At 68.0% G+C, this 21,357-nt stretch carries 19 protein-coding genes; 12 read left to right on the top strand and 7 right to left on the bottom strand.

Annotated features, from left to right (window positions below; all coding sequences use genetic code 11):
- Nucleotide 1: 1 nt before the first annotated feature.
- Nucleotides 2-727, bottom strand: a complete 726-nt coding sequence (creB, locus tag A9K58_RS03050) for a two-component system response regulator CreB (protein ID WP_081283958.1) — start codon at nt 725-727, stop codon at nt 2-4.
- Nucleotides 728-762: 35 nt separating this feature from the next.
- Here creB and A9K58_RS03055 point away from each other — a divergent pair, with 35 nt between their 5' ends.
- The 4 genes from A9K58_RS03055 to A9K58_RS03070 all read left to right on the top strand — a co-directional run bounded on the left by A9K58_RS03055 (nt 763) and on the right by A9K58_RS03070 (nt 6,538).
- The gene (locus A9K58_RS03055) at nt 763-1,620 is read left to right on the top strand and encodes a 23S rRNA (adenine(2030)-N(6))-methyltransferase RlmJ (protein ID WP_065197935.1); all 858 of its coding nucleotides are present in this window, start codon (nt 763-765) and stop codon (nt 1,618-1,620) included.
- 95 nt (nt 1,621-1,715) lie between these two features.
- On the top strand, nt 1,716-2,261 hold the full coding sequence (locus tag A9K58_RS03060; RefSeq protein ID WP_065197936.1) for a GNAT family N-acetyltransferase: 546 nt from the start codon (nt 1,716-1,718) through the stop codon (nt 2,259-2,261).
- 149 nt (nt 2,262-2,410) lie between these two features.
- Nucleotides 2,411-5,875: a transcription-repair coupling factor gene (gene mfd, locus A9K58_RS03065; RefSeq protein WP_065197937.1), complete on the top strand. Its 3,465-nt coding sequence runs from the start codon at nt 2,411-2,413 to the stop codon at nt 5,873-5,875.
- Nucleotides 5,876-5,920: 45 nt separating this feature from the next.
- Nucleotides 5,921-6,538: an HD-GYP domain-containing protein gene (locus tag A9K58_RS03070; protein WP_065197938.1), complete on the top strand. Its 618-nt coding sequence runs from the start codon at nt 5,921-5,923 to the stop codon at nt 6,536-6,538.
- Between the two features lie 92 nt (nt 6,539-6,630).
- Here A9K58_RS03070 and A9K58_RS03075 read toward each other — a convergent pair whose 3' ends face one another.
- On the bottom strand, nt 6,631-8,724 hold the full coding sequence (locus A9K58_RS03075) for a M13 family metallopeptidase (RefSeq protein WP_065197939.1): 2,094 nt from the start codon (nt 8,722-8,724) through the stop codon (nt 6,631-6,633).
- 137 nt (nt 8,725-8,861) lie between these two features.
- Here A9K58_RS03075 and A9K58_RS03080 point away from each other — a divergent pair, with 137 nt between their 5' ends.
- Complete coding sequence (locus A9K58_RS03080; RefSeq protein WP_065197940.1) at nt 8,862-9,323, top strand: hypothetical protein; 462 nt, start codon at nt 8,862-8,864, stop codon at nt 9,321-9,323.
- 107 nt (nt 9,324-9,430) lie between these two features.
- On the opposite strand, the gene gpmA is transcribed toward A9K58_RS03080, so the two are convergent.
- Nucleotides 9,431-10,180 carry a 2,3-diphosphoglycerate-dependent phosphoglycerate mutase gene (gene gpmA, locus A9K58_RS03085; protein WP_014036448.1) on the bottom strand — a complete coding sequence of 250 codons (750 nt, stop codon included), beginning with the start codon at nt 10,178-10,180 and terminating at the stop codon, nt 9,431-9,433.
- Nucleotides 10,181-10,261: 81 nt separating this feature from the next.
- Between gpmA and nfi the strand changes: the two genes are divergently transcribed.
- Nucleotides 10,262-10,936, top strand: coding sequence for a deoxyribonuclease V (gene nfi, locus A9K58_RS03090; RefSeq protein ID WP_065198136.1), 675 nt, complete (start codon nt 10,262-10,264; stop codon nt 10,934-10,936).
- A 38-nt stretch (nt 10,937-10,974) separates the two neighbouring features.
- On the opposite strand, the gene A9K58_RS03095 is transcribed toward nfi, so the two are convergent.
- Nucleotides 10,975-11,949 (bottom strand): cation diffusion facilitator family transporter, encoded by a 975-nt coding sequence (locus A9K58_RS03095; RefSeq protein WP_065196514.1) that lies wholly within the window; start codon nt 11,947-11,949, stop codon nt 10,975-10,977.
- Between the two features lie 230 nt (nt 11,950-12,179).
- A complete protein-coding gene (locus tag A9K58_RS03100; protein ID WP_065198137.1) occupies nt 12,180-14,429 on the bottom strand; it encodes a TonB-dependent siderophore receptor in 2,250 nt (749 codons plus the stop codon).
- A 265-nt stretch (nt 14,430-14,694) separates the two neighbouring features.
- On the opposite strand from A9K58_RS03100, the gene A9K58_RS03105 reads away from it, so the two are divergent.
- On the top strand, nt 14,695-16,119 hold the full coding sequence (locus tag A9K58_RS03105; protein ID WP_231109241.1) for a GGDEF domain-containing protein: 1,425 nt from the start codon (nt 14,695-14,697) through the stop codon (nt 16,117-16,119).
- Between the two features lie 25 nt (nt 16,120-16,144).
- On the opposite strand, the gene A9K58_RS03110 is transcribed toward A9K58_RS03105, so the two are convergent.
- Nucleotides 16,145-17,329 carry an MFS transporter gene (locus A9K58_RS03110; RefSeq protein WP_065197941.1) on the bottom strand — a complete coding sequence of 395 codons (1,185 nt, stop codon included), beginning with the start codon at nt 17,327-17,329 and terminating at the stop codon, nt 16,145-16,147.
- 78 nt (nt 17,330-17,407) lie between these two features.
- Between A9K58_RS03110 and A9K58_RS03115 the strand changes: the two genes are divergently transcribed.
- The 5 genes from A9K58_RS03115 to map all read left to right on the top strand — a co-directional run bounded on the left by A9K58_RS03115 (nt 17,408) and on the right by map (nt 20,696).
- Nucleotides 17,408-17,857: a winged helix-turn-helix transcriptional regulator gene (locus A9K58_RS03115; protein WP_065197942.1), complete on the top strand. Its 450-nt coding sequence runs from the start codon at nt 17,408-17,410 to the stop codon at nt 17,855-17,857.
- A gap of 73 nt (nt 17,858-17,930) precedes the next feature.
- Complete coding sequence (locus A9K58_RS03120; RefSeq protein WP_065197943.1) at nt 17,931-19,058, top strand: metallophosphoesterase; 1,128 nt, start codon at nt 17,931-17,933, stop codon at nt 19,056-19,058.
- Between the two features lie 206 nt (nt 19,059-19,264).
- Nucleotides 19,265-19,624 (top strand): bleomycin resistance protein, encoded by a 360-nt coding sequence (locus tag A9K58_RS03125; RefSeq protein ID WP_065197944.1) that lies wholly within the window; start codon nt 19,265-19,267, stop codon nt 19,622-19,624.
- Between the two features lie 69 nt (nt 19,625-19,693).
- Nucleotides 19,694-19,906, top strand: coding sequence for a ParD-like family protein (locus tag A9K58_RS03130; protein WP_065197945.1), 213 nt, complete (start codon nt 19,694-19,696; stop codon nt 19,904-19,906).
- A 7-nt stretch (nt 19,907-19,913) separates the two neighbouring features.
- Nucleotides 19,914-20,696, top strand: a complete 783-nt coding sequence (gene map / locus A9K58_RS03135) for a type I methionyl aminopeptidase (protein WP_065198139.1) — start codon at nt 19,914-19,916, stop codon at nt 20,694-20,696.
- Here the strand turns inward: map and A9K58_RS03140 are convergent.
- The gene (locus A9K58_RS03140; protein WP_065197946.1) at nt 20,693-21,307 is read right to left on the bottom strand and encodes a LysE/ArgO family amino acid transporter; all 615 of its coding nucleotides are present in this window, start codon (nt 21,305-21,307) and stop codon (nt 20,693-20,695) included. The two genes, map and A9K58_RS03140, sit on opposite strands and share 4 nt — an antisense overlap.
- Nucleotides 21,308-21,357: the final 50 nt, after the last annotated feature.

Below are 21,357 nucleotides of genomic sequence, written 5' to 3' on the forward strand. Positions count from 1 at the left end.
GCTAGACCTCCAGCGCGTAGCCAAGGCCACGGTGGGTACGGATCGGGTCGTCGCTGGCCCCGGCCGCACGCAGCTTGGCGCGCAGGGTCTTTACATGGGTATCGACGGTGCGGTCGGCACTGTCGGCACTGCTGTCCCAGCCCCGGTCCATCAGCTGCGCACGACTGAGGATGGCCCCCGGCCGCTGCAGCAGGGCCTCCAGCAGCGCGTACTCGTAGCGGGTCAGGTCCAGCGCCTGGCCACGGAAGCGGATGCGACGACCATCGCGGTCGATGGCGAAGGCGCCGTGGTGCTGCCAACCGGCGTCCGGGCCGGCCGCTGCCACGACCGGCGCCGCACGGCGCAGGCGCGCCCGCACCCGGGCCACCAGCTCGCGGGGAGAGAACGGCTTGGTCACGTAGTCATCGGCCCCCAGTTCCAGCCCGAGCACCCGGTCCACTTCCTCGTTGCGAGCAGTCAGGAAGATCACCGGCAACTGGGCTGCCGGCCCGGGTTGCGCGCGGAGGCGGCGGCAGACCTCGAATCCGCCCAGGTCGGGCAGGCCCACGTCCAGGATCACCACGTCGATATCCCCGGCCTGCAGCCGCAGCAGGGCCTCGCCGCCAAGCAGGCAGTGGCTGGCGGCATAGCCTTCCCTGCGCAGTGCATAGAGCACGGTTTCGGCGATGGCAGCTTCGTCCTCGACCACCAGGACATGGGCAACGGTAGCAGTCATGGCGCGCAGCATAGCCGCTGCGGCCGCCGCCCCGTACACTGCCGCCCATGAACTATCGCCACGCCTTCCATGCCGGCAACCACGCCGATGTGCTCAAGCACATCGTGCAGCTGGCCCTGATCGACAGCTTCAAGCGCAAGGACAGCCCGTTCTTCGTGCTCGACACCCACGGGGGTGCCGGCCGCTACCTGCTGGCCAGCGAAGAGAGCCGCAAGACACTGGAGGCCGAATCCGGAATCATGCGGCTGATGGCCCAGCCCAGGCTGCCGGAGGTGGTCGAGCGTTACCTGAAGGCAGTGCAGGCCGATAACCCGGTCGGCGCACTGACCAACTACCCGGGCTCGCCGCTGCTGAGCGCGCAGGCGATGCGCGCGCAGGACCGCATGGCGGTGTGCGAACTGCAGGAAGGCGAGGCGGCTGCCCTGAAGGCGCTGTTCGCGCATGATGGCCGCGTCGGCGTGCATCCGGGCGACGGCTACGCGCTGCTGCGCTCGCTGCTGCCACCGAAGTTCAACGGCAGCAAGATCGGCCGCGGCCTGGTGCTGATCGACCCGCCGTACGAGGCCCAGGATGCCGAGTACCAGCGCATCCTGGCCGCGCTGGCCGAAACCCTGGCGCGGTGGCCGCAGGCGACCTGCGCGGTCTGGTTCCCGATCAAGCAGCGCCGCACCATCCTGCACTTCCTGCGCAAGGCCACCGCCTTGCCGGTGAAGTCGGCGATGACGATCGAGTTCCTGGTGCGCCCGGACGACTCACCGCTGCGCCTCAACGGCAGCGGCATGCTGCTGCTCAACCCGCCCTGGCAGTTCGACCGGGTGGTCGGCCCGGCCCTGCCGGCCCTGCGCCAGCACCTGGGCGAGCCCGGTGCCAGCACCCGCCTGGATTGGCTCAAGGCTCCCGAATGACGGCCTTCACGAGGCTGTACGGCCGTGAGCCTTTCGTTCACGGAACGCAGCCCCGGTGATGCCACAATCGATGGACCACCAAGGAATCACCCGGTATGGCCACTCGCAACCGCATGCCGCCCTGGCATGAGATCTTCAAGGCTCCCAGCGGCCACGAGCTGCTGATCCGCCCCATCCGCCCGGAAGATGGCGCGCCACTGCAAGCGGCGTTCAGCCTGTTCGGGCCGGAAGAAATCCGTGATCGTTTCCTGCAGGCGGTGACCGAGCTCTCGACGGAAACCACCCAACGCCTGACCCACCCCAATCCCAAGACCGAGATCACCCTGGTCGCAGCCGAATCACTGCCTGCCGGCGAAGCGGTGGTCGGCGCGGTCGCCCGGGCCTCGATCATCCCCGGTACCCGCGAAGCGGAGTACGCGATCCTGATCAGCCGCTTCCTGATCGGCCAGGGCCTGGGCCGGCAGCTGATGCGCAAGCTGGTGAAGTGGGGCCGCGGCAAGTACCTGGATCGCCTGTATGGCGACGTTGCCGCCGAGAACGAGCCGATGAAACAGCTGGCCGCCTCGCTCGGCTTCAAGCCGGTCCCCCACCCTGCCGGGACCGAAGGCCTGGTGCGGATGGTGCTGGAGCTGGACAACTGACGGTCGTGCCGGGCCTTGCCCGGCGACGCATTCCAGTAGTGCCGGCCGCTGGCCGGCATTCCGATACCCCAACGGTGCATGAGGCTGCCGGCCAGCGGCCGGCACTACCTGACGGGCGTAGAGCGGGCTTCTGCTAAAATCCGCAGTCCATGTCGCGTACCTCATATCCCGCCCCGCCGCTGCCGCGCGCCGGCCAGCTCCGCGCCTGGTGGCGCGCCCCCGCATCGCCGACCGCCCTGGCCTGGTACCTGGCCCAGGCCGCGCGCACGCACGATGCGCCCCTGCTGGTGATCGCGCGTGACAACCACGGTGCCAACCAGCTTGAAGCCGACCTGCAGACCCTGCTCGGCGGCGACCCGGCGCTGCCGGTGGTCGCCTTCCCCGACTGGGAAACCCTGCCCTACGACCGCTTCAGCCCGCATCCGGACATCATCTCGCAGCGCCTGGCCGCCCTGCACCGCCTGCCCGCGCTGAAGCGCGGCCTGGTCATCGTGCCGGTGCAGACCCTGCTGCAGCAGCTGGCTCCGCGCAGCTATGTGATCGGTGGCAGCTTCGACCTGAAGGTCGGCCAGCGGCTGGACCTGGAAGCCGAGAAGCGTCGTCTGGAAAGCGCGGGCTACCGCAACGTGCCGCAGGTGATGGACCCGGGTGACTTCGCCGTGCGCGGCGGCCTGCTCGACGTGTTCCCGATGGGCGCCGACGAGCCGCTGCGGGTAGAGCTGCTGGACGAGGACATCGACTCGATCCGCGCCTTCGATCCGGAAAGCCAGCGCTCGCTGGACAGGGTCGAGGCCGTGCACATGCTGCCGGGCCGTGAAGTTCCAATGGACGACGCCAGCATTGCCCGCGTGCTGGCCGCGCTGCGCGAGCGCTTCGACGTCGACACCCGGCGCAGCGCGCTGTACCAGGACCTGAAGTCCGGATTGGCCCCGGCTGGCGTCGAATACTACCTGCCGCTGTTCTTCGAGCGCACCGCGACGCTGTTCGACTACCTGCCCGGCGGCAGCCTGCCGGTGGTCTGCGCCGGCGCCGGCGAAGCCGCCGAAGCGTTCTGGGCGCAGGCCGGTGACCGCTATGAGCAGCGCCGCCACGACGTGGAGCGCCCGCTGCTGCCGCCGTCGGCGCTGTACCTGTCACCGGAACTGCTGCGCGAGCGCCTGAACGATGCACCGCGCATCGAAGTATGGGCGGCCGACCATGCGCGCATCTCCGACGCGCACGCACTGGGCGACCAGCCGCTGCCGCCACTGCCGGTGGCCGCACGCGAAGCGCCGGCCGGGGACGCGCTGAAATCCTTCCTCGGCCATTATCCGGGCCGGGTGCTGATCGCCGCCGATTCGCCCGGCCGCCGCGAGGCGCTGCTGGAAGTGCTGCAGGCCGCCGAACTGAAGCCGCCGGTGGTGGCGGACCTGCCCAGCTTCCTCGCCAGCGATGCGCGCTTCGCGATCGCGGTGGCGCCGCTGGAGGATGGTTTCGCGCTGGACGATCCGCGCATCGCGGTGCTGACCGAGCGCCAGCTGTTCCCCGAGCGCGCCGGCAGCACCCGCCGCACGCGCCGTGCCGGCCGCGAGCCGGAAGCGATCATCCGCGACCTCGGTGAACTGACCGAGGGCGCGCCGATCGTGCACGAGGATCATGGCGTCGGCCGCTATCGTGGCCTGATCGCGATGGACGTCGGCGGCATGCCCGGCGAGTTCCTCGAAATCGAATATGCCAAGGGCGACCGCCTGTATGTGCCGGTTGCCCAATTGCACCTGATCAGCCGCTACTCGGGTGCTTCGGCGGAAACCGCGCCGCTGCATTCGCTCGGTGGCGAACAGTGGAGCAAGGCCAAGCGCAAGGCTGCGGAAAAGGTGCGCGACGTCGCCGCCGAGCTGCTGGAAATCCAGGCCCGTCGCCAGGCGCGTGCCGGCCTGGCCCTGCAGGTGGACCGCGCGATGTACGAGCCGTTCGCCGCGGGTTTCCCGTTCGAAGAGACCCCGGACCAGCTGGCCGCGATCGATGCGACCCTGCGCGACCTGGCCAGCAGCCAGCCGATGGACCGCGTGGTCTGCGGCGACGTCGGGTTCGGCAAGACCGAGGTCGCCGTGCGTGCCGCCTTCGCCGCGGCCAGTGCCGGCAAGCAGGTGGCCGTGCTGGTACCGACGACACTGCTGGCCGAACAGCATTACCGCAACTTCCGTGACCGCTTTGCCGATTACCCGCTGAAGGTCGAAGTGCTGTCGCGCTTCAAGACCACGAAAGAGATCAAGGCCGAACTGGAGAAGGTCGCCGCCGGCACCATCGACGTGATCGTCGGTACCCACCGCCTGCTGCAGCCGGACGTGAAGTTCAAGGACCTGGGCATGGTCATCGTCGACGAGGAACAGCGTTTCGGCGTACGCCAGAAGGAAGCGCTGAAGGCGCTGCGCGCCAACGTGCACCTGCTGACCCTGACCGCCACGCCGATCCCGCGCACGCTCAACATGGCCATGGCCGGCCTGCGTGACCTGTCGATCATCGCCACCCCGCCGCCGAACCGGCTGGCGGTGCAGACCTTCATCACCCAGTGGGACAACGCGCTGCTGCGCGAAGCGTTCCAGCGCGAGCTCGCCCGCGGTGGCCAGCTGTACTTCCTGCACAACGACGTGGAGAGCATCGGCCGCATGCAGCGCGAGCTGTCCGAGCTGGTGCCGGAGGCGCGCATCGGCATCGCCCACGGGCAGATGCCCGAGCGCGAGCTGGAAAAGGTGATGCTGGATTTCCAGAAGCAGCGCTTCAACGTGCTGCTGTCGACCACGATCATCGAGTCGGGCATCGACATTCCCAACGCCAACACCATCATCATCAACCGTGCCGACCGTTTCGGCCTGGCCCAGCTGCACCAGCTGCGTGGCCGCGTGGGCCGTTCGCACCACCGTGCCTACGCCTACCTGATCACCCCCGACCGCCGCGCGATCACCCCCGACGCCGAGAAGCGCCTGGAAGCGATCGCCTCGATGGACGAGCTGGGCGCCGGCTTCACCCTGGCCACGCACGATCTGGAAATCCGCGGTGCCGGTGAACTGCTCGGCGAGGACCAGAGCGGGCAGATGGCCGAGGTCGGCTTCAGCCTGTACACCGAACTGCTGGAGCGCGCGGTCCGCAGCATCAAGCAGGGCAAGCTGCCCGACCTGGATGCCGGCGAGGAAGTGCGTGGTGCCGAGGTCGAGTTGCACGTGCCGGCGCTGATTCCGGAAGACTACCTGCCGGACGTGCACACCCGCCTGACCCTGTACAAGCGCATTTCCAGCGCGCGTGACAACGATGCGCTGCGCGAGCTGCAGGTGGAGATGATCGACCGCTTCGGCCTGCTGCCGGATGCAGCCAAGTACCTGTTCGCCATCGCCGAGCTGAAGCTGAAGGCCAACGCGCTGGGCATCCGCAAGCTCGACCTGGGCGAGAACGGCGGCCGCATCGTGTTCGAATCGAAGCCGGACATCGACCCGATGGCGGTGATCCAGCTGATCCAGAAGCAACCGAACCTGTATGCCATGGAAGGGCCCGACAAGCTGCGCATCAAGCACCCGCTGCCGTTGCCGGAAGACCGCTTCAACGCGGCCCGCGCCCTTCTGACCACCCTCGCCCCGGGTTGATCGCCCCTCGAACACCCCGCACCGGTCCCCACCCGGTGCGGGCGGATGACCATGTTTCCTGACGCCGTACCCACCCCCGACCTGCTGCACGCGCAGGCCTGCCTGATCGATGCCCTCTCGATGTCGCTGCAGATGCGCGACGCCTACACCCGCCACCACTGCGACCGCGTCGGCCTGCTCGCGCAACGGCTGGCCGCACGCTGCGATCTCGGCCAGGAGGCCTGTGCGCAGGTCGGCCTGGCCGCGCGCTTCCACGACATCGGCAAGATCGGCATTCCCGACGACGTGCTGCTGGCCCCGCGCCGGCATACCGATGAAGAGCGCGCGATCATGCGCGAGCATCCAGTGCGCGGCGAACACATCTTCCTGGCCACCGGCCGCAGCGACGCCGTACCCGTGGCACGGCTGATCCGCGCCCATCACGAAGCCTTCGATGGCAGCGGCTATCCCGACGGGCTGCGCGGCGAATCCATCCCGCTGGGCGCGCGCATCGTCACCATCGCCGATGCCTACGATGCGATGACCAGCGCGCGCCCGTATCGCGACGCGATGGAGCATGAGGCCGCACTGCGGATCATCGACGAGCAGGCCGGTGGGCTGGTGGATCCGTACGTGCTGCAGCGCTTCCATCGCATGCTGGAGCGGGAACCGGAACTGGCCTGAGATCGGCCGGGCATGGCCTGGCGCTACCGGCCGCGCAAACGAAAGGCCCGGCGTCCACCGGGCCTTTCGCATCACGCATCACGTGCGATCGATTACCAGATCACCACGCGCTTGTCGTCGGCACGCACCATCGCGTCACCGGCCTTGCACTGGAAGGCGGCGGCGAACGACGGCATGTTCGACGGCGCACCGTTGGCACGGAAGTTGGCCGGCGCATGCGGGTCGGTGTTCAGGCGCACGCGCAGCTCACCATCGGTGAAGTTGCGGCGCCACACGGTGGCCCAGTTCATGAAGAAGCGCTGGTCCTGGCTGTGGCCATCGACGTCGACATTCGCCTTCGGGTCTTCCTTCAGCGCCATCTGCAGCGCGTCATAGGCCACGGTCAGCCCCCCCAGGTCGCCGATGTTCTCGCCCAGGGTCAACTTGCCCTTCACGTTCACGCCCGGCACCGCTTCATAGCCATCGAACTGCGCGACCAGCTGGTCAGTGCGCTCGGTGAAGGCCTTGCGGTCGGCGTCGGTCCACCAGTTGTCGAAGTTGCCGTTGGCGGCGAACTGGCTGCCGGAGTCGTCGTAGCCATGCATCATCTCGTGGCCGATGACCGCGCCGATGCCGCCGTAGTTCAGCGCCGGATCGGCCTTTGCGTCGAAGAACGGCGCCTGCAGGATCGCCGCCGGGAACACGATCTCGTTCTTGGTGGCGTTGTAGTAGGCATTGACGGTCTGCGGGGTCATGCCCCACTCGGTCTTGTCCACCGGCTTGCCGATCTTGTCCAGCATGTAGCGGTAGTTGAACGCGCGTGCTGCCTGCATGTTGCCCAGGTAGCTGTCGCCGTTGGTCTGCAGGCCCGACCAGTCACGCCACTTGTCCGGGTAGCCGATCTTCGGGGTGAAGCTGGCCCACTTTTCCAGTGCCTTCTTCTTCGTTTCCTCGCCCATCCACGGCAGCTGCTCCAGGCGCGCCTTCAATGCCTGCGACAGGTTCTCCACCAGGTGCTGCATGGCCACCTTCGACTCGGCCGGGAACACGGCGTCGACGTACAGCTGGCCCAGGGCTTCGCCCATGCCACCGTTGACCGACTCCAGCACGCGCTTCCAGCGCGGCTGCATTTCCTTCTGGCCACGCAGGGTGGTGCCGTAGAAGTCGAAGTTGGCCTTCTCGAACTGGCTGCTCAGGTACGGCGAAGCATCGTCGATGGTGTGGAAGCGCAGGTAGGCCTGCCAGGTGCTGGCCGGCACGTCGGCCAGCATCTTGTCCATTTCAGTGAAGAAACCCGGCTGGGACAGCGAGAACTTCTGCGCGGCCGGCACCTTCAGGGTGTCGAACAGCGCGGTCCAGCTGAAGTTCGGGGTCAGCCTGTCGGCCTCGGTGGCGCTGAGCGGGTTGTAGCGCTTGGCCGGGTCACGCATTTCGATGCGCGACATCGAGGCCTTGGCCAGGCGGGTTTCAAAGGCCATCACGGCCTTGGCCTGCTCGGCTGCCTGCGCTGCGTCCACGCCGGACAGGGTCAGCACCTGCGCGATGTAGGCCACGTACGCGTCGCGGATGCTGGCCTGCGCGTCGTCGAAGTAGTAGCCCTTCTCCGGCAGGCCCAGGCCGCCCTGGCCGACGTAGGCGATGACGTTGGCTGAATCCTTGTAGTCGGCATTGGCGAACAGCGAGAACAGCACCCCCTTGCCCTCAGCCTGGCTGTCGCGCAGGTACTGGGTGATGGCGGCGGTGTCGTTCAGCGCGGTGATCTTGTCAAGCTGTGGCTGCAGCGGCGCCAGGCCGGCGGCTTCAATCTTCGCTTCGTCGTTGCCCGTCTTCCAGATGTCGCCGATCTTGGCTTCCACCGAACCGGCCTTGGCCTGGCTGGCCGCAGCCTGCTGCACCAGCGCGTGCTGCACTTCCAGCGAGCGCTCGCGCAGGATTTCGAAGCTGCCCCAGGTCGTCTGGTCGCCCGGCACCGGGTTGGCCTTCAGCCACTTGCTGTTGACGAAGCCATTGAGGTCGGTACAGGCGGAGATGGACGGGTCCAGGTCGGCGCTGTTGAGCGAGATCAGCGGCGTCTTGATCTGCGACAGGTCGAAGGCCGGCTTGGCGTCGGCGCTGGCCGCCGGTGCGGTTTCATGCTTGCCACAGGCCGCCAGCGAGGCGGCGATGGCGATGGTCAGGCCCAGCGGGACCAGGTTGCGGACGTTCATGAGGCTCTCCTGCGGGTAATTTCACAGGGTAGCCGGGGAAACTCGGCGTAGGGACCGGCCAAAGGTCACGAGCCACGGGGCCGCTCCCGCCGCGTACCGGTATGCTCTGGCCTCCGCGATCGCTGGACCTCGTGACCATGGACGAACCTGCACTGCTGCTGGCCATCGACGCCTGTGAGTTTCTGTTCCTGACTGGCATTGGCGAGCCGGAAGCGAATCGTCTGCGCCTGGTCGTCGAAGAAGGCCAGGGGGTCGGAAAGCTCTCCCGTGTGGAGCTCGGTCATGGACGGTCAATCGATGGTGTGCGTGCGATAGAGGTGGTGCCCCACTCGCAGCGGTTTGAACTGGTCTGGGACCACTACATCAGCTACGCCGTTCACAACGAGTCCTACCAGAGCTGGGACGACGCCGAAGCCTGGAGCGGCAACCTGTTCCGCCGTTACCGCCGTTCGAAGTTCCTTGATTATCTGGAACGTGCCACCTTCGCTGATTCCCGTTACCCGGGGCCATTCACGCACTATCAGGTGATATGCCAGGAACACGTCATCGACGTTGCTGCATTGCAGCCGCCGAAGGTGCGCCTGATGGCTCCTTCGTAGCTGCAGATGCAGCCACCCATGGGGTGGCTCTGCTGGGTCGCGACAGCGCCAGCCGAGCATCGGCTCGGCCCTACAAAAGGAAGGCCGGCTTGCGCCGGCCTTCTGCTCTATTTCGCCTTGCCCTGGTTGGCCACGGCTTCGGCGGCCTTGCGTGCCGCTTCCGGGTCGCCCAGGTAGCGGAACGACTGCACGGTCAGGTCGTCGTTCAGTTCGAACAGCAGCGGGATGCCGGTCGGGATGTTCAGCTCGAGGATTTCCTCGCGCGAAACATTGTTGAGGTACTTGTACAGCGCACGCAGCGAGTTGCCGTGGGCGGTGACCAGCACGGTCTTGCCGTCCTTCAGCTGCGGCGCGATGGCATCGTGCCAGTACGGCAGCACGCGATCCAGCGTGGTCGCCAGCGATTCGGTACCCGGCAGCGCGTTGCGGTCCAGCCCGGCGTAGCGACGGTCATGGATCGGGTGGCCCGGATCTTCCAGGTCCATCGGCGGCGGCGGGATGTCGTACGAACGACGCCACACCTTGACCTGCTCTTCGCCGTGCTTGGCAGCGGTTTCGGCCTTGTCCAGGCCCTGCAGGCCACCATAGTGGCGCTCGTTGAGGCGCCAGGACTTGTTCACCGGCAGCCAGTCCTGCTCCAGCTCGGCCAGTGCACCCTGCAGGGTGTGGATGGCGCGCTTGAGCACGGAAGTATGGGCGACGTCGAACTGCAGGCCTTCCTCGCGCATCAGGCGGCCGGCGGCGGCCGCTTCCCGGCGCCCCTGCTCGGTCAGGTCGACATCGACCCAGCCGGTGAAGCGGTTGTCCAGGTTCCACTGGCTCTGGCCATGGCGCAACAGTACGAGTTTACGGGTCACTGCAGGGTCTCCAACGCGAGGAAAGGCAGGCCGCCATTGTACTCACCGTGCCGTGGCGCCGTGCATGCGATGCTGTGTGCGATGAATACGGTGATCGACCCCGGACGCTGGGAAGGCAGCGTCGCCGCCGCCCGCGCGCAGCAGCTGCAACTGGCCGCCCGCGTGGAGCGCCAGGACCGCCTGCCACGCAGCGTGCGCTGGCTGGCCGGGCTGGATGTCGGCTTCGAGGACAACGGCGCCACCACCCGCGCCGCGGCGGTGCTGCTGGATGCGCGCACGCTGCAGCCCGTGGCGCAGGACGTCGCGCGCATCCCGACGGTGATGCCCTACATCCCCGGCCTGCTCAGCTTCCGCGAGCTGCCGGCGTTGCTGGCCGCGCTGGCGCTGCTGCCACGCACGCCGGACCTGGTGTTCGTCGATGGCCACGGAATCAGCCACCCACGGCGCTTGGGCGTGGCCGCGCATCTCGGTGTGGTTACCGACCTGCCGAGCGTCGGTGTGGCCAAGTCGAAACTGGTCGGCCGGTTCGTCGAACCGGGTGCCGAGGCCGGCGCGCACACGCCACTGCTGGACGGCGACGAGCAGCTCGGCTGGGTGCTGCGGAGCAAGGTGCGCTGCAAGCCGCTGTTCGTGGCCGGCGGCCATCGGGTCAGTGCCGATACCGCGCTGGGCTGGGTGCAGCGCACGCTGCGCGGTTACCGGCTGCCGGAGCCGACCCGGCTGGCCGACCGGCTGGCCTCGCGGCGGGACCAATAACCGCCGCGCGCCTCACCCGGCGCGGCTGATGTTTCCGATCAGCGATGCACGTGGCCGCGATGGCCCTGGGCGTCCTCTCCGTGGTCGTGCCCGACATGGTCATCGTGTTCGTGCCCCTTGGCCGGCTGGCCGCAGGCTTCGCCGCAATGGTCCGCTTCGATCTGCAGCGTCACGTGCTCGATGCCGAAGGCATCGTGCAGGCGCCCGCCCAGTTCACGGCGCAGCGCATCGGCATCGGTCCCGTCGCGCATCACGATGTGCGCAGTCAGCGCCGGGGTGCTGGAGGCCAGCGCCCACACGTGCAGGTCATGCACGTCCAGCACTGCAGCATGGCCGGAAAGGCTGTCGCGCACCCTGGCCACGTCCATGCCCTTGGGCACGCCCTCGAGCAGCACGTTGATCGCTTCGCGCATCAGCACGTAGGTGCGCGGCAGTACCCACAGGCCGATCAGCACGGCCAGGATCGGGTCGATCGGCTTCCAGCCGGTCCATTGGATCAGCAACGCGCCCACGATCACCGCCACCGAGCCGAGCATGTCGGCCCACACTTCCAGGTAGGCGCCCTTCACATTGAGGCTCTCGCCACTTCCCGCCTGCAGCAGGCGCATCGCGATCAGGTTGATGACCAGGCCTGCCGCGGCAATCACCAGCATGCCCGTGGAAGCGATCTCCTGCGGATGGCGGAAGCGGCCGATTGCCTCCCACAGGATGTAGGCCGCCACCACGAACAGCATTGCGCCGTTGATCATCGCGCCCAGCGCTTCCAGGCGTGCATAGCCGTACGTGCGGCGCGCGTCCGGCGGGCGCCGGCTCAGCCGCACCGCCACCAGCGCGATCATCAGCGCCAGCGCGTCGGTGGCCATGTGCGCCGCGTCGGACAACAGCGCCAGGCTGTTGGTCCAGAACGCACCCACCACCTCGACGACGAGGAAGGTAGTGGTCAGGCCGAGTGCCCACCACAAGGGTTTCTCGTGCCGGATCTGGGATGGCAGGTGATCGTGGTCGTGGCCCATGGCAACAGCTCCTTTGCGATGCGATGCAGGCTACGCCGTGCCAGCAGGGGAGACTATTACGGTGTTTATAACATTGCAGGCGTGCAGTGCCGGAGCCGCCGGGCATGGCCCGGGGCTACCCGCGTGCGGATCGCTGGACGAGGCCGACCGAAGACATCGGGATGGCCCAGCGCTGACGGGTAGCGCCAGGCCCGGCCGGATGAGCGCAGCGGAGCAGCCGCCGCGCGCGGTCAGAAGCCGAATCGCAGGCTGGCCCAGTACGCGCGGCCCGGCTCGTTGTAGGTCGCCGCGCCAGCATCGCTGCTGTTGGCCTCGCGGAACAGGCGCTTGTCGGCCAGGTTGTTGACGCCGAAGCCGAAGCTGACCGTCCCGGTCACCTTGTAACGCGCGCTCACACCCCAGATGCTGTAGGCGCCACGGTCCTGCAGTGCGATCGACGGATCGCAGGTGCCGGTGCAGCGCGGATCGTTGTTGATGTTGGCGGTGGCCGGTTCCTGCCTGCCGTAGAACGTGCCGGTCAGCAGCAGCGACAGCTTGTCGGTGGCCTGCCAGTCCAGCATGGTGTTGATCGTGTACTTCGGAATCACCGACAGCGGCTGGTGCGTGGTCTTGTTCTCGTTCTCCACCATGTAGGTGAAGTTGTTGCTCCACTTCAGGCGGCTGCCCTGCTCGCCCAGCAGCGGAACCACCAGGTTGCCTTCAAGTCCCTGCACGATCGCCTTCGGAGCGTTCTCCCAGCGGAAGATGCGGCCGCGGCTATCGGCGGTCAGGCCGATCTGGGTGTAGCCGGCCTGGATCTTGTCCTTGTAGTCGTTGTGGAAGTAGGTCAACGACGCCTGCCAGCCGCTCTGCGGTGCCCACTCGATGCCCAGCTCCTTGTTCAGGCTGGTTTCCGCCTTCAGGTCCGCATTGCCCCGCATGTAGCAGCCGGCGCCCAGGCTCGGCAGCGCGTTCGGGCAACCATTGCCTCGGGTGTAGTACAGGTAGTCCGGGTTGGACTGGTACAGGTTGGGCGCCTTGAACGCGCGTGCGACACCGCCCTTCACCACCCAGTCGCTGTTGATGCGGAACTGCGCATTGAGGCTGGGGCTGGTGGTGTTGCCGAACTGGCTGTGGTGGTCGAAGCGCAGGCCCGGGGTGACGATCCAACGCTCGCCGAGGTAGATGTTGTCTTCCACGAATACGGCAGTGGTCTGCGCGTCGGCCTTGCCCCGCGCGCGGTCGGCCGACAGGCCCGGGATGCCGCCACCGCTGCTGCTGGACTGGCTCATCGAGTAGGGATCGGTCAGGCGGCTGTCCAGGTATTCAAAGCCCAGCGTCCAGATGTTCTCGGCGCCGCCCAGCGTCGCCGGGAAGCTCACTTCGCCATCCAGCTGGTAGTTGCGCAGGCGCGAGGTGGACCAGTCGGTGCCGTTGAAGCTGCCTTCCGGGCCACCGGCCAGGCCTTCGTTGATGCGCGAGTTGTTCACCGCCTCCACCGCAGCCGTCACCCGCGAGGTGACATCGCCCCAACGGCCGCGATGGGTGATCGCACCGCTGTTGCGGTACATGCGGTTGGTTTCCGCTTCGCCCTCGGCCAGTGCCGCCAGGTCAACGCCGGTCGAGGTACCGGTGGTGCTGACCGCGCGGTCACCGGCGTAGATGTTGCCCTGGCGGCTGGTGCCGGCTTCGAACTCCACCACCTGGTTGGCGGTCACGTCCCAGCGCAGCAGCGCGTTGACGTCGCGGTTCTTGACGCCCTCGCGGCCAGCCGGCGGTACTGCGTTCGGGTGGGTGGCGTACTGGCGGTTGAGGTCCAGCGAGTCGGCGTCTGTCCTGTTGAGGTTGCCGTACAGGCGGAACGACACGGTGTCGGTCACCGGCCCGCTCAACTGCAGTCCGACGCGCTCGCTGCCGCCTTCGGCGCTGTGCTCGGGCACCAGTCCATACAGGTCCACTGCACCGGCCAGGTCGCCGGTCGGGCGCTTGGTGATGATGTTGACCACGCCACCAGAGGCACCCGAGCCATAGCGCGCCGCGGCAGGGCCGCGCAGCACTTCGATGCGTTCGATCATCTCCGCCGGCACCCAGTTGGTGTCGCCGCGCGTGTTGCGCTCGCCGCTGCGGCCCATGCGCACCGCATCACGCGCACCGACGCGCTTGCCGTCGACCAGGATCAGGGTGTTTTCCGGTCCCATGCCGCGCAGGTCGATCTGGCGGTTGTTGCCGTACTGGCCCGAGGCGCTGTTGCCGGTCAGGTTGACGCCCGGCATGGTGCGCAGCAGTTCGGCGATGTCATTGGCCGGCGGGCGCCGGGCGATGTCCTCGGCGGTGATGGTCGAGGTACCCAGGGCCTGGCGCGCGATCTGCGAGGCGGTGACGTGCACCGTGTCGATATCGGTGGCGTCGGTCTCGGCGTGGGCGGCCAGGGCGCTGCCCGCCATCAGGGCAGCAACGGCGAGCGCCAGCGGGCGCGGCGAAAGGACAACGGCAGGAAACATGATCTGGACCTTCTGGCAGGGCAACGGGGCCTCTGGCAAAGGGCTTGAGGCAACGACGAGGGGAGGCAGAGCGTTGCCGCAGTCGACTGCGGCCCGATCCGTGCGCATATTCTCACATCAATGCAAGTGATTCTCAAATGCGTTCGCTCATTGCTACAGCTGTCGTGATGTGCCCTGCGTGCCGGACAACCCTGCATCGCGCTTAAACTGGCCGGCTCACCCGCCATCAACCGCACGCCACCGCGGCCGATACCCGTGGCTTGTCGTGCGCAGTCAGAGATCGACGTGGAAACACGATGCCAGCCAGCCGCTGACCGAGGCCTGGCAGCACTGCCTGCTGCAGGCCGGCCCCGCCGCCACTGCGCTGCTGCACGCCGTCGCCACGGATGCACCACCGGCGCTGGCCCGGCGCTTCTATGAAGTGCTGTTGCAGGATGCACGGGCACGCCGCTTCCTGTCCCACGAACAGGTCAAGCAGCGCCTGCAGCCCGCCATGCAGCGCTGGCTGGTGCAACTGCTGACCACCGATGCCGGTGGCATCGCCGCCGCCGTCGCCTCGCAGCGGGTGATCGGCGATGCACATGCCCGGGTCGGCATCCCGGTCGACCTGGTCACCCGCGGCGCGCGCGTGCTCAAGCACGAACTGTTCGTACGGCTGCGCAACGACGCTCCCGACAGTGCAACCGCATTCGCCGCCATCGACTGCCTCAGCGCGATCATGGACATCGCCATGGAGGGCATGACCCTGGCCTACACCCATGCGCGCGAACGCTCCACCCGCGCCGACGCGGCCTACCGGCTGTTCTCGCTGGTGCAGAACGTCAGCACCGAGCGCGAGCGCCAGCGCGCACTGCTGCTGGACTGGGAGAATGCCCTGCTCTACACGCTGGCCGGCCACGTGCAGGCCGGCGAGAGCGCCAGCCTCGCCACCTCCGAGTTCGGACTGTGGTTCACCCACAAGGGCATTCCCAGCTTCGGTGAAAGCGGCGAAACGCAGCAGGTAGGCCAGTTGATGGCCCGCATTGATGACCACCTGCGGCACGCAGGCAGCGATGCCCCGGAGCAGCGCCTGGCAGTGCTGCCCGCCATCCGCGAGGACCTGGCCACCATCCGCACCCTGATGACTTTGCTGTTCGAGCGGATCGGCGAACTCGACGCCGGCAGCGACGCACTGACCAACCTGCTCAACCGCCGCTTCCTGCCCACGGTGCTGCGCCGGGAGATCGAGCTGGCGACCCGCAACCGCACTCCATTCTCGTTGCTGCTGTTGGACCTGGATCACTTCAAGTCGATCAATGATGGTCACGGCCACGATGCCGGCGACCGCGCGTTGCAGCATGTGGCGGGCCTGCTCGGCCAGCTCACGCGCGGCAGCGACTACCTGTTCCGCTATGGTGGCGAAGAATTCGTGGTGGTGCTGGTGGCCGCCAGCGAATCGCAGGCGACGGTGATCGCCGAGAGCCTGCGCAGGCAGATCGCGCAGACGCCGGTGGCACTCGCAAGCGGCCAGGTGCTGGCGCTGACCGCCAGCATCGGCGTGGCCGGCCACGATGGCCATCCGGACTACGAGCGGCTGATGGCACGTGCCGACGCCGCGATGTACGAGGCCAAGCGCAGCGGCCGCAACCGCGTGGTGGTGGCCAGCGACGCACTGCAGGAAGCGCCGGGGCGGCGCACGTCGCAACGGTGATCAGCAGCGCCGGACGCGTGCACCGCTAGGTTTGGATGCGACGTGCCACCCACCACGCCGCCCACCACAACAGGCCCAACAACGCGATGCCGGCGCCCAGCAGGCACACCGCCGGCCAGCCATGCCGGGCCTGCACCCAGGGCCCCGCAGCCGCACCGGCGCCGCTGCCCACTGCATAGAACAACATGTACAACGCCACCAGGCGTCCATGCTGCCCACCCGGTGCACGCAGCAGCAACGCCTGGTTCGATACATGCAGTGCCTGCCCACCGAGGTCGAGCACGATCACCCCCAGCAGCAGCAACGACAGCGACTGCGGCAGGCCCAGCAGCGGCCACCAGGCGACCAGCATCAGCAGCAATGCACCAAGACTGACCCGATCGGCGAAACCGCGGTCCATCCAGTGCCCGACCCGCGCCGCCATCAACGCACCGACCACGCCGGCGAGGCCAAGTGCACCGATGGCCGCCGTCGACCAGCGCAACGGCGGTGCCGACAGCGGCAACGGAGCGGCGGCCCAGAACACATTGAGCCCGGCAAACAGCAGCAATGCCAGCGGTCCGCGCTCGCGCAGCGTTCGATCCTCGCGCAGCATGCCCAGCATCGAGCCCAGCAGTTCGCGCCAACGCGGCGGCGCCGCGGGTATCGGTACCGCCGGCAGGCGTCGCCACAGCAGCATGGACAGGGCCGCCATCACCGCTGCAGACAGCAGATAGACCGCCTGCCAGCCAGCAATGGCCGCCACAGTGCCGGACAGCACCCGGGCCAGCAGCAGCCCGATGAACACCCCGCCCTGCACCACCCCCACCACGCGGCCGCGCTGCCCGGGCGGTGCCAATGCGGCCGTATACGCGATCAGCCCCTGGGTCAGCGCCGTTCCGAGCAGGCCGGCCAGCAGCATGCCGGACAGCAGCCAGGCCGCTGTCCGGGCGGCCGCCAGCCACAGCAGCGCGACCACCAGCGCCATCAGTTGCAGCCGAAGCAGGCGGCGCCGGTCACCACGATCGGCCAGCGGCAGCAGGCCAAGCAGTGCCAGCACGCTGCCGGCCTGCGTCGCGGCGAGCACGGCCCCGGCTGCCGCCCGCTCCAGCGTGAACGCCTGCGCCAGCTGATCCAGCAGCGGCTGCGCGTAGTAGACGTTGGCGACGCTGGCGCCGGCGGCAAACGCGAGAAGGATCAGCAGTGAACGGCGGATCGGCGGGGCGTTCATGTTGTGGTTGCAAATTGAAACTTGATGCAGGCTAATCTCATTGGTTTTAAACTGCAACCACATTGACCGGAGGCCACCATGCACGCTGACAGCCCCTGCCCCGTCGCCCGCAGCGCCGACCTGCTCGGGGACCGCTGGGCCCTGCTGGTCATCCGCGATGCCTTCGACGGCATCACCCGTTTCGGCGATTTCCAGCGCAGCCTCGGCGCTGCGCGCAACATCCTCAGCGACCGGCTGCGCCGGCTGGTCGAGGCCGACATCCTGCAGCTGCAGCCCGCCTCCGACGGCTCGGCCTACCAGGAATACGTACTGACCGCTGCTGGCCAAGCGCTGTTCCCGGTGCTGGTCGCGTTGCGCCAATGGGGTGAGCGCCATCGCTTCGGCCCGGGCGAAGCGCATTCGCAGCTGATCGAATCGAGCACGCGACGACCGTTGCCGTACATGCAGCCGCGCGGGCGCGACGGCCAGCCTCTGCAGGCCGCCGCTACCCGCGTGCGCAAGCTGGAGGAGGACGGGCGCGGTGCCTGACCTACCCATTCACGCACACCGCCGCCCGGCAGTGGCGGTTAGCATCTGCTGTTTCCGCCGCTGGATGCCGCCGATGCTGCACTGTCACTCTTCCCTGCTGGGCGCCCTGCTGCTGCCGGTGCTGGCCTGCGCCGCCATCACCACGCAGGCCCGCGAGGTTGCCGCGCCGGTCGAGCACGTGCAGGCCGATGGCCCGTATGTGTTCCGCCAAGGCGACCAGCTGCAGGCCAAGTGGATCTGTGCCGACAAGGTCGAGTCGCACACAGTGGCCGTGGGCGCTGCAGGCACCGATATCGCGCCGCGCTGCGGCTACGAACACAGCGTGCACGTGGCCGCACCCAATGCGCCCTCGATCTCCGTGCTGCCGGCCGTGCCGCGCATCGTCGCGCTGTCCGACATCCACGGCCAGTACGGGCTGCTGGTGCGCCTGCTGCGCGCCCACCACGTGATCGACGCACAGGACCGCTGGGCACTGGGCAAGGACACCCTGGTCGTCGCCGGCGATGTGTTCGACCGCGGCCCGCAGGTGACCGAAGCCTTCTGGCTGCTGTACAGCCTGCAGCAGCAGGCCACTGCCGCCGGCGGCGCGGTGCACTTCGTGCTCGGCAACCACGAGACCATGGTGCTGTACGACGACCTGCGCTACGTCAATCCGAAGTACCTGCGCAGCGCCCAACTGCTCGGCCGCAGCTATCCGCAGCTGTATGGCGCCGACTCGGTGATCGGGCAGTGGCTGCGCACCCGCCCGGTGCTGCTGAAGATCGGCGACACCCTGTTCCTGCACGGCGGCATCTCGCCGGAGGCGGTGGAACTTGCGCTGGACCCGGCGCGCACCAATGCGGCCTACCAGGCATCGCTGGGCCGGCCCAAGGCCGATGTAAAGGCGGACTTGGCAACCGCAGCGCTGTACGACGGCAGGACCAGCCCGATCTGGTACCGCGGCTACTTCGATGGGCGCCTCGACAGCCTGGGCGTACAGGCCCTGCTCGATCGCCTGCAGCTCAAGCGCATCGTGGTCGGCCATACCTCCATGCCCCACGTCAGCAGCTTCCATGGTGACCGCGTGATCGCCATCGACAGCAGCATCAAGCATGGCGAGAACGGCGAGCTGCTGTTCATCGACAACGGGGCGCTCAGTCGCGGCCTGCTGGACGGATCGCGGGTGCCACTGGCGCAGGGCGCGCCTGGACTGCAGGACTGAATGAAGCAACAGCGCAGCGAGGCTACGGTGCGCGTGCGATGGCGCGTTGGGCTCGACGCCGGTGCCGGTCTGCCGAAGCGCGCGATGCGCTGGCTGAGCGCGCCCGGTGGGTCCGGCCCGTAGAGTCCAACCCACGCTCGGCTGCATCCGGTCCGATCAACAGCGCCCCGGCACTACACTGGGTTCCCGCCCGAGGAGCGCCCGTCATGCCACAGACCGTCATCCCGCAGCTGCGCATGCACCATGCCGATACCACCCTGCCGTTCTACGTGCAGGGGTTGGGATTCGTGGTCGACTGGGAACACCGCTTCGAACCGGGCCTTCCGCTGTTCGCCCAGCTCACCCGTGACGGCCAGACGATCTTCCTCACCGAGCACAGCGGCGACTGCGAAGCCGGAGGTGCGGTGTACTTCATCGTCGAGGATGTCGATGCCCTGCACCGCGCCTTCAGCGCTGCCGACGTGCCGATCGAGCAGCCCCCGCATGACACCGAATGGGGCAGCCGCGAGATGCTGCTTCGCGACCCCGACGGCAATCGCCTGCGCTTCGCCAGCCAGCCCAGCTGAACCGTGCGTCCTTGAGTGGCATATACGAAGCATATATGATTCGTATATTCCTCCATGCCAGGATCACTCATGGGCATCGTCAACATCGATGACACCCTGCACGACCAGCTGCGCCGCGCCTGCACCGTTTCCAGCCGCTCGATCAACGCCCAGGCCAACTTCTGGATCCGGGTCGGCATGCTGTGCGAGATGAACCCCGCGCTGAGCTTCCAGGACATCGTCGCCAGCGAACTGCGCGCGGCCGGCGTCCAGCCACAGCCACTGGCCCCCGGGCGGGCCTGACATGGCGATGATCAAGCGGCCGGACGAAATCGAGCGGATGGCCGAATCCGGGCGCCTGCTGGCGCAGGTGTTCGCCACGCTCGATCGGCTGCCGCTGCAGGGCCGCAGCACGATGGAGCTCAATGACTTCGTCGAGCGCATGATCGTCGATGAGCTGCAGGCACGGCCGGCCAGCAAGGGCCAGTACGGCTTCCCGTACGTACTCAACACCTCGATCGACAACGTGATCTGCCACGGCGTGCCCAGCGCCACCGACGTGCTGCGCAACGGCCAGATCGTCAACCTCGACATCACCCTGGAAAAGAACGGCTACATCGCCGACTCCAGCACTACCTACCTGGTCGGGGAGGTCGACTACGCCGCGCGCAGGCTGGTGCAGGCCACCTACCAGGCAATGTGGAAAGGCATCGCCGCGGTGCGCCCCGGCGCCCGCCTGGGCGACATCGGCCACGCCATCGCCCGCCACGCGCGCAGCCACGGCTACAGCGTGGTGAAGGAATACTGCGGCCATGGCATCGGCCAGGAAATGCACGAGGAACCACAGATCCTGCACTACGGCCATCCCAACACCGGCATGGTGCTGGAAGAAGGCATGGTGTTCACCATCGAACCGATGCTCAACCAAGGCAAGCCGGCCATCCGCCAGCAACCGGACCAATGGCCGGTCTACACCCGCGACGGCAAGTTGTCGGCGCAGTTCGAGCACACCGTGGCGGTCACCCGCAGCGGCGTGCGCGTATTGACCCTGCGCCCGGGCGAGGTGCCGTTGTGCGCGGTGGACGCGGCCTAGAGCGGGCGCAGCAACAGCAGCGTGGCAAGGCCCACCATGAAGACCGCCACGCTGGTATCCAGCACCCGCCAGGCGCCGGGCCTGCGGAAGACCGGCTGCAGCAGGCGCGCGCCATAACCCAGGGTGCAGAACCAGGCGACGCTCGCCGTGCACGCCCCCGCGGCGAAGGCCCAGCGCAGAGCGCCCGGGTAGCGCGTGGACAGGCTCCCGAGCAGGACCACCGTATCCAGGTAGACATGCGGATTGAGCAGGGTGAAGGCCAGGCAGGACAGCAGCGCCTGCCGTCGGCTCCCGGTCCGCGAGGTGACCGGGTCCAGGACGCCGCCACCGCGCCAGGCCCGCAGCCCGGCCTGCAGGCCATACCACAGCAGGAACGCTGCACCGCCGAAGCGCAGCACCTGCAGCAGCAGCGGCCAGCGCAGCACCAGCGCGCCCATGCCGCCCACGCCGGCCAGGATCAGCACGATGTCCGCGCCGGCGCAGGCCAGCACCACCGTTCCCACATGGCGACCCTGCAGTCCCTGGCGCAGCACGAACGCGTTCTGCGCTCCGATGGCGATGATCAGGCCGGCACCTGCGATCAGGCCGGCGGCAGCAGCGGAAATCCACATCAGGACAGGCCAGGCAGCGAGCGGATGCGCAGGGTGCGGCCAACGGCCAC

Source organism: Stenotrophomonas maltophilia (assembly GCF_001676385.1).
Taxonomy (GTDB): Bacteria; Pseudomonadota; Gammaproteobacteria; order Xanthomonadales; family Xanthomonadaceae; genus Stenotrophomonas; species Stenotrophomonas maltophilia_J.

Excerpts from the sequence above, each read along its gene's own strand:
- creB (WP_081283958.1), bottom strand. The coding sequence starts at position 727 with ATGCTGCGCGCCATGACTGCTACCGTTGCCCATGTCCTGGTGGTCGAG.
- A9K58_RS03055 (WP_065197935.1), top strand. The coding sequence starts at position 763 with ATGAACTATCGCCACGCCTTCCATGCCGGCAACCACGCCGATGTGCTC.
- A9K58_RS03060 (WP_065197936.1), top strand. The coding sequence starts at position 1,716 with ATGGCCACTCGCAACCGCATGCCGCCCTGGCATGAGATCTTCAAGGCT.
- mfd (WP_065197937.1), top strand. The coding sequence starts at position 2,411 with ATGTCGCGTACCTCATATCCCGCCCCGCCGCTGCCGCGCGCCGGCCAG.
- A9K58_RS03070 (WP_065197938.1), top strand. The coding sequence starts at position 5,921 with ATGACCATGTTTCCTGACGCCGTACCCACCCCCGACCTGCTGCACGCG.
- A9K58_RS03075 (WP_065197939.1), bottom strand. The coding sequence starts at position 8,724 with ATGAACGTCCGCAACCTGGTCCCGCTGGGCCTGACCATCGCCATCGCC.
- A9K58_RS03080 (WP_065197940.1), top strand. The coding sequence starts at position 8,862 with ATGGACGAACCTGCACTGCTGCTGGCCATCGACGCCTGTGAGTTTCTG.
- nfi (WP_065198136.1), top strand. The coding sequence starts at position 10,262 with ATGAATACGGTGATCGACCCCGGACGCTGGGAAGGCAGCGTCGCCGCC.
- A9K58_RS03095 (WP_065196514.1), bottom strand. The coding sequence starts at position 11,949 with ATGGGCCACGACCACGATCACCTGCCATCCCAGATCCGGCACGAGAAA.
- A9K58_RS03100 (WP_065198137.1), bottom strand. The coding sequence starts at position 14,429 with ATGTTTCCTGCCGTTGTCCTTTCGCCGCGCCCGCTGGCGCTCGCCGTT.
- A9K58_RS03110 (WP_065197941.1), bottom strand. The coding sequence starts at position 17,329 with ATGAACGCCCCGCCGATCCGCCGTTCACTGCTGATCCTTCTCGCGTTT.
- A9K58_RS03115 (WP_065197942.1), top strand. The coding sequence starts at position 17,408 with ATGCACGCTGACAGCCCCTGCCCCGTCGCCCGCAGCGCCGACCTGCTC.
- A9K58_RS03120 (WP_065197943.1), top strand. The coding sequence starts at position 17,931 with ATGCTGCACTGTCACTCTTCCCTGCTGGGCGCCCTGCTGCTGCCGGTG.
- A9K58_RS03125 (WP_065197944.1), top strand. The coding sequence starts at position 19,265 with ATGCCACAGACCGTCATCCCGCAGCTGCGCATGCACCATGCCGATACC.
- A9K58_RS03130 (WP_065197945.1), top strand. The coding sequence starts at position 19,694 with ATGGGCATCGTCAACATCGATGACACCCTGCACGACCAGCTGCGCCGC.
- map (WP_065198139.1), top strand. The coding sequence starts at position 19,914 with ATGATCAAGCGGCCGGACGAAATCGAGCGGATGGCCGAATCCGGGCGC.
- A9K58_RS03140 (WP_065197946.1), bottom strand. The coding sequence starts at position 21,307 with ATGTGGATTTCCGCTGCTGCCGCCGGCCTGATCGCAGGTGCCGGCCTG.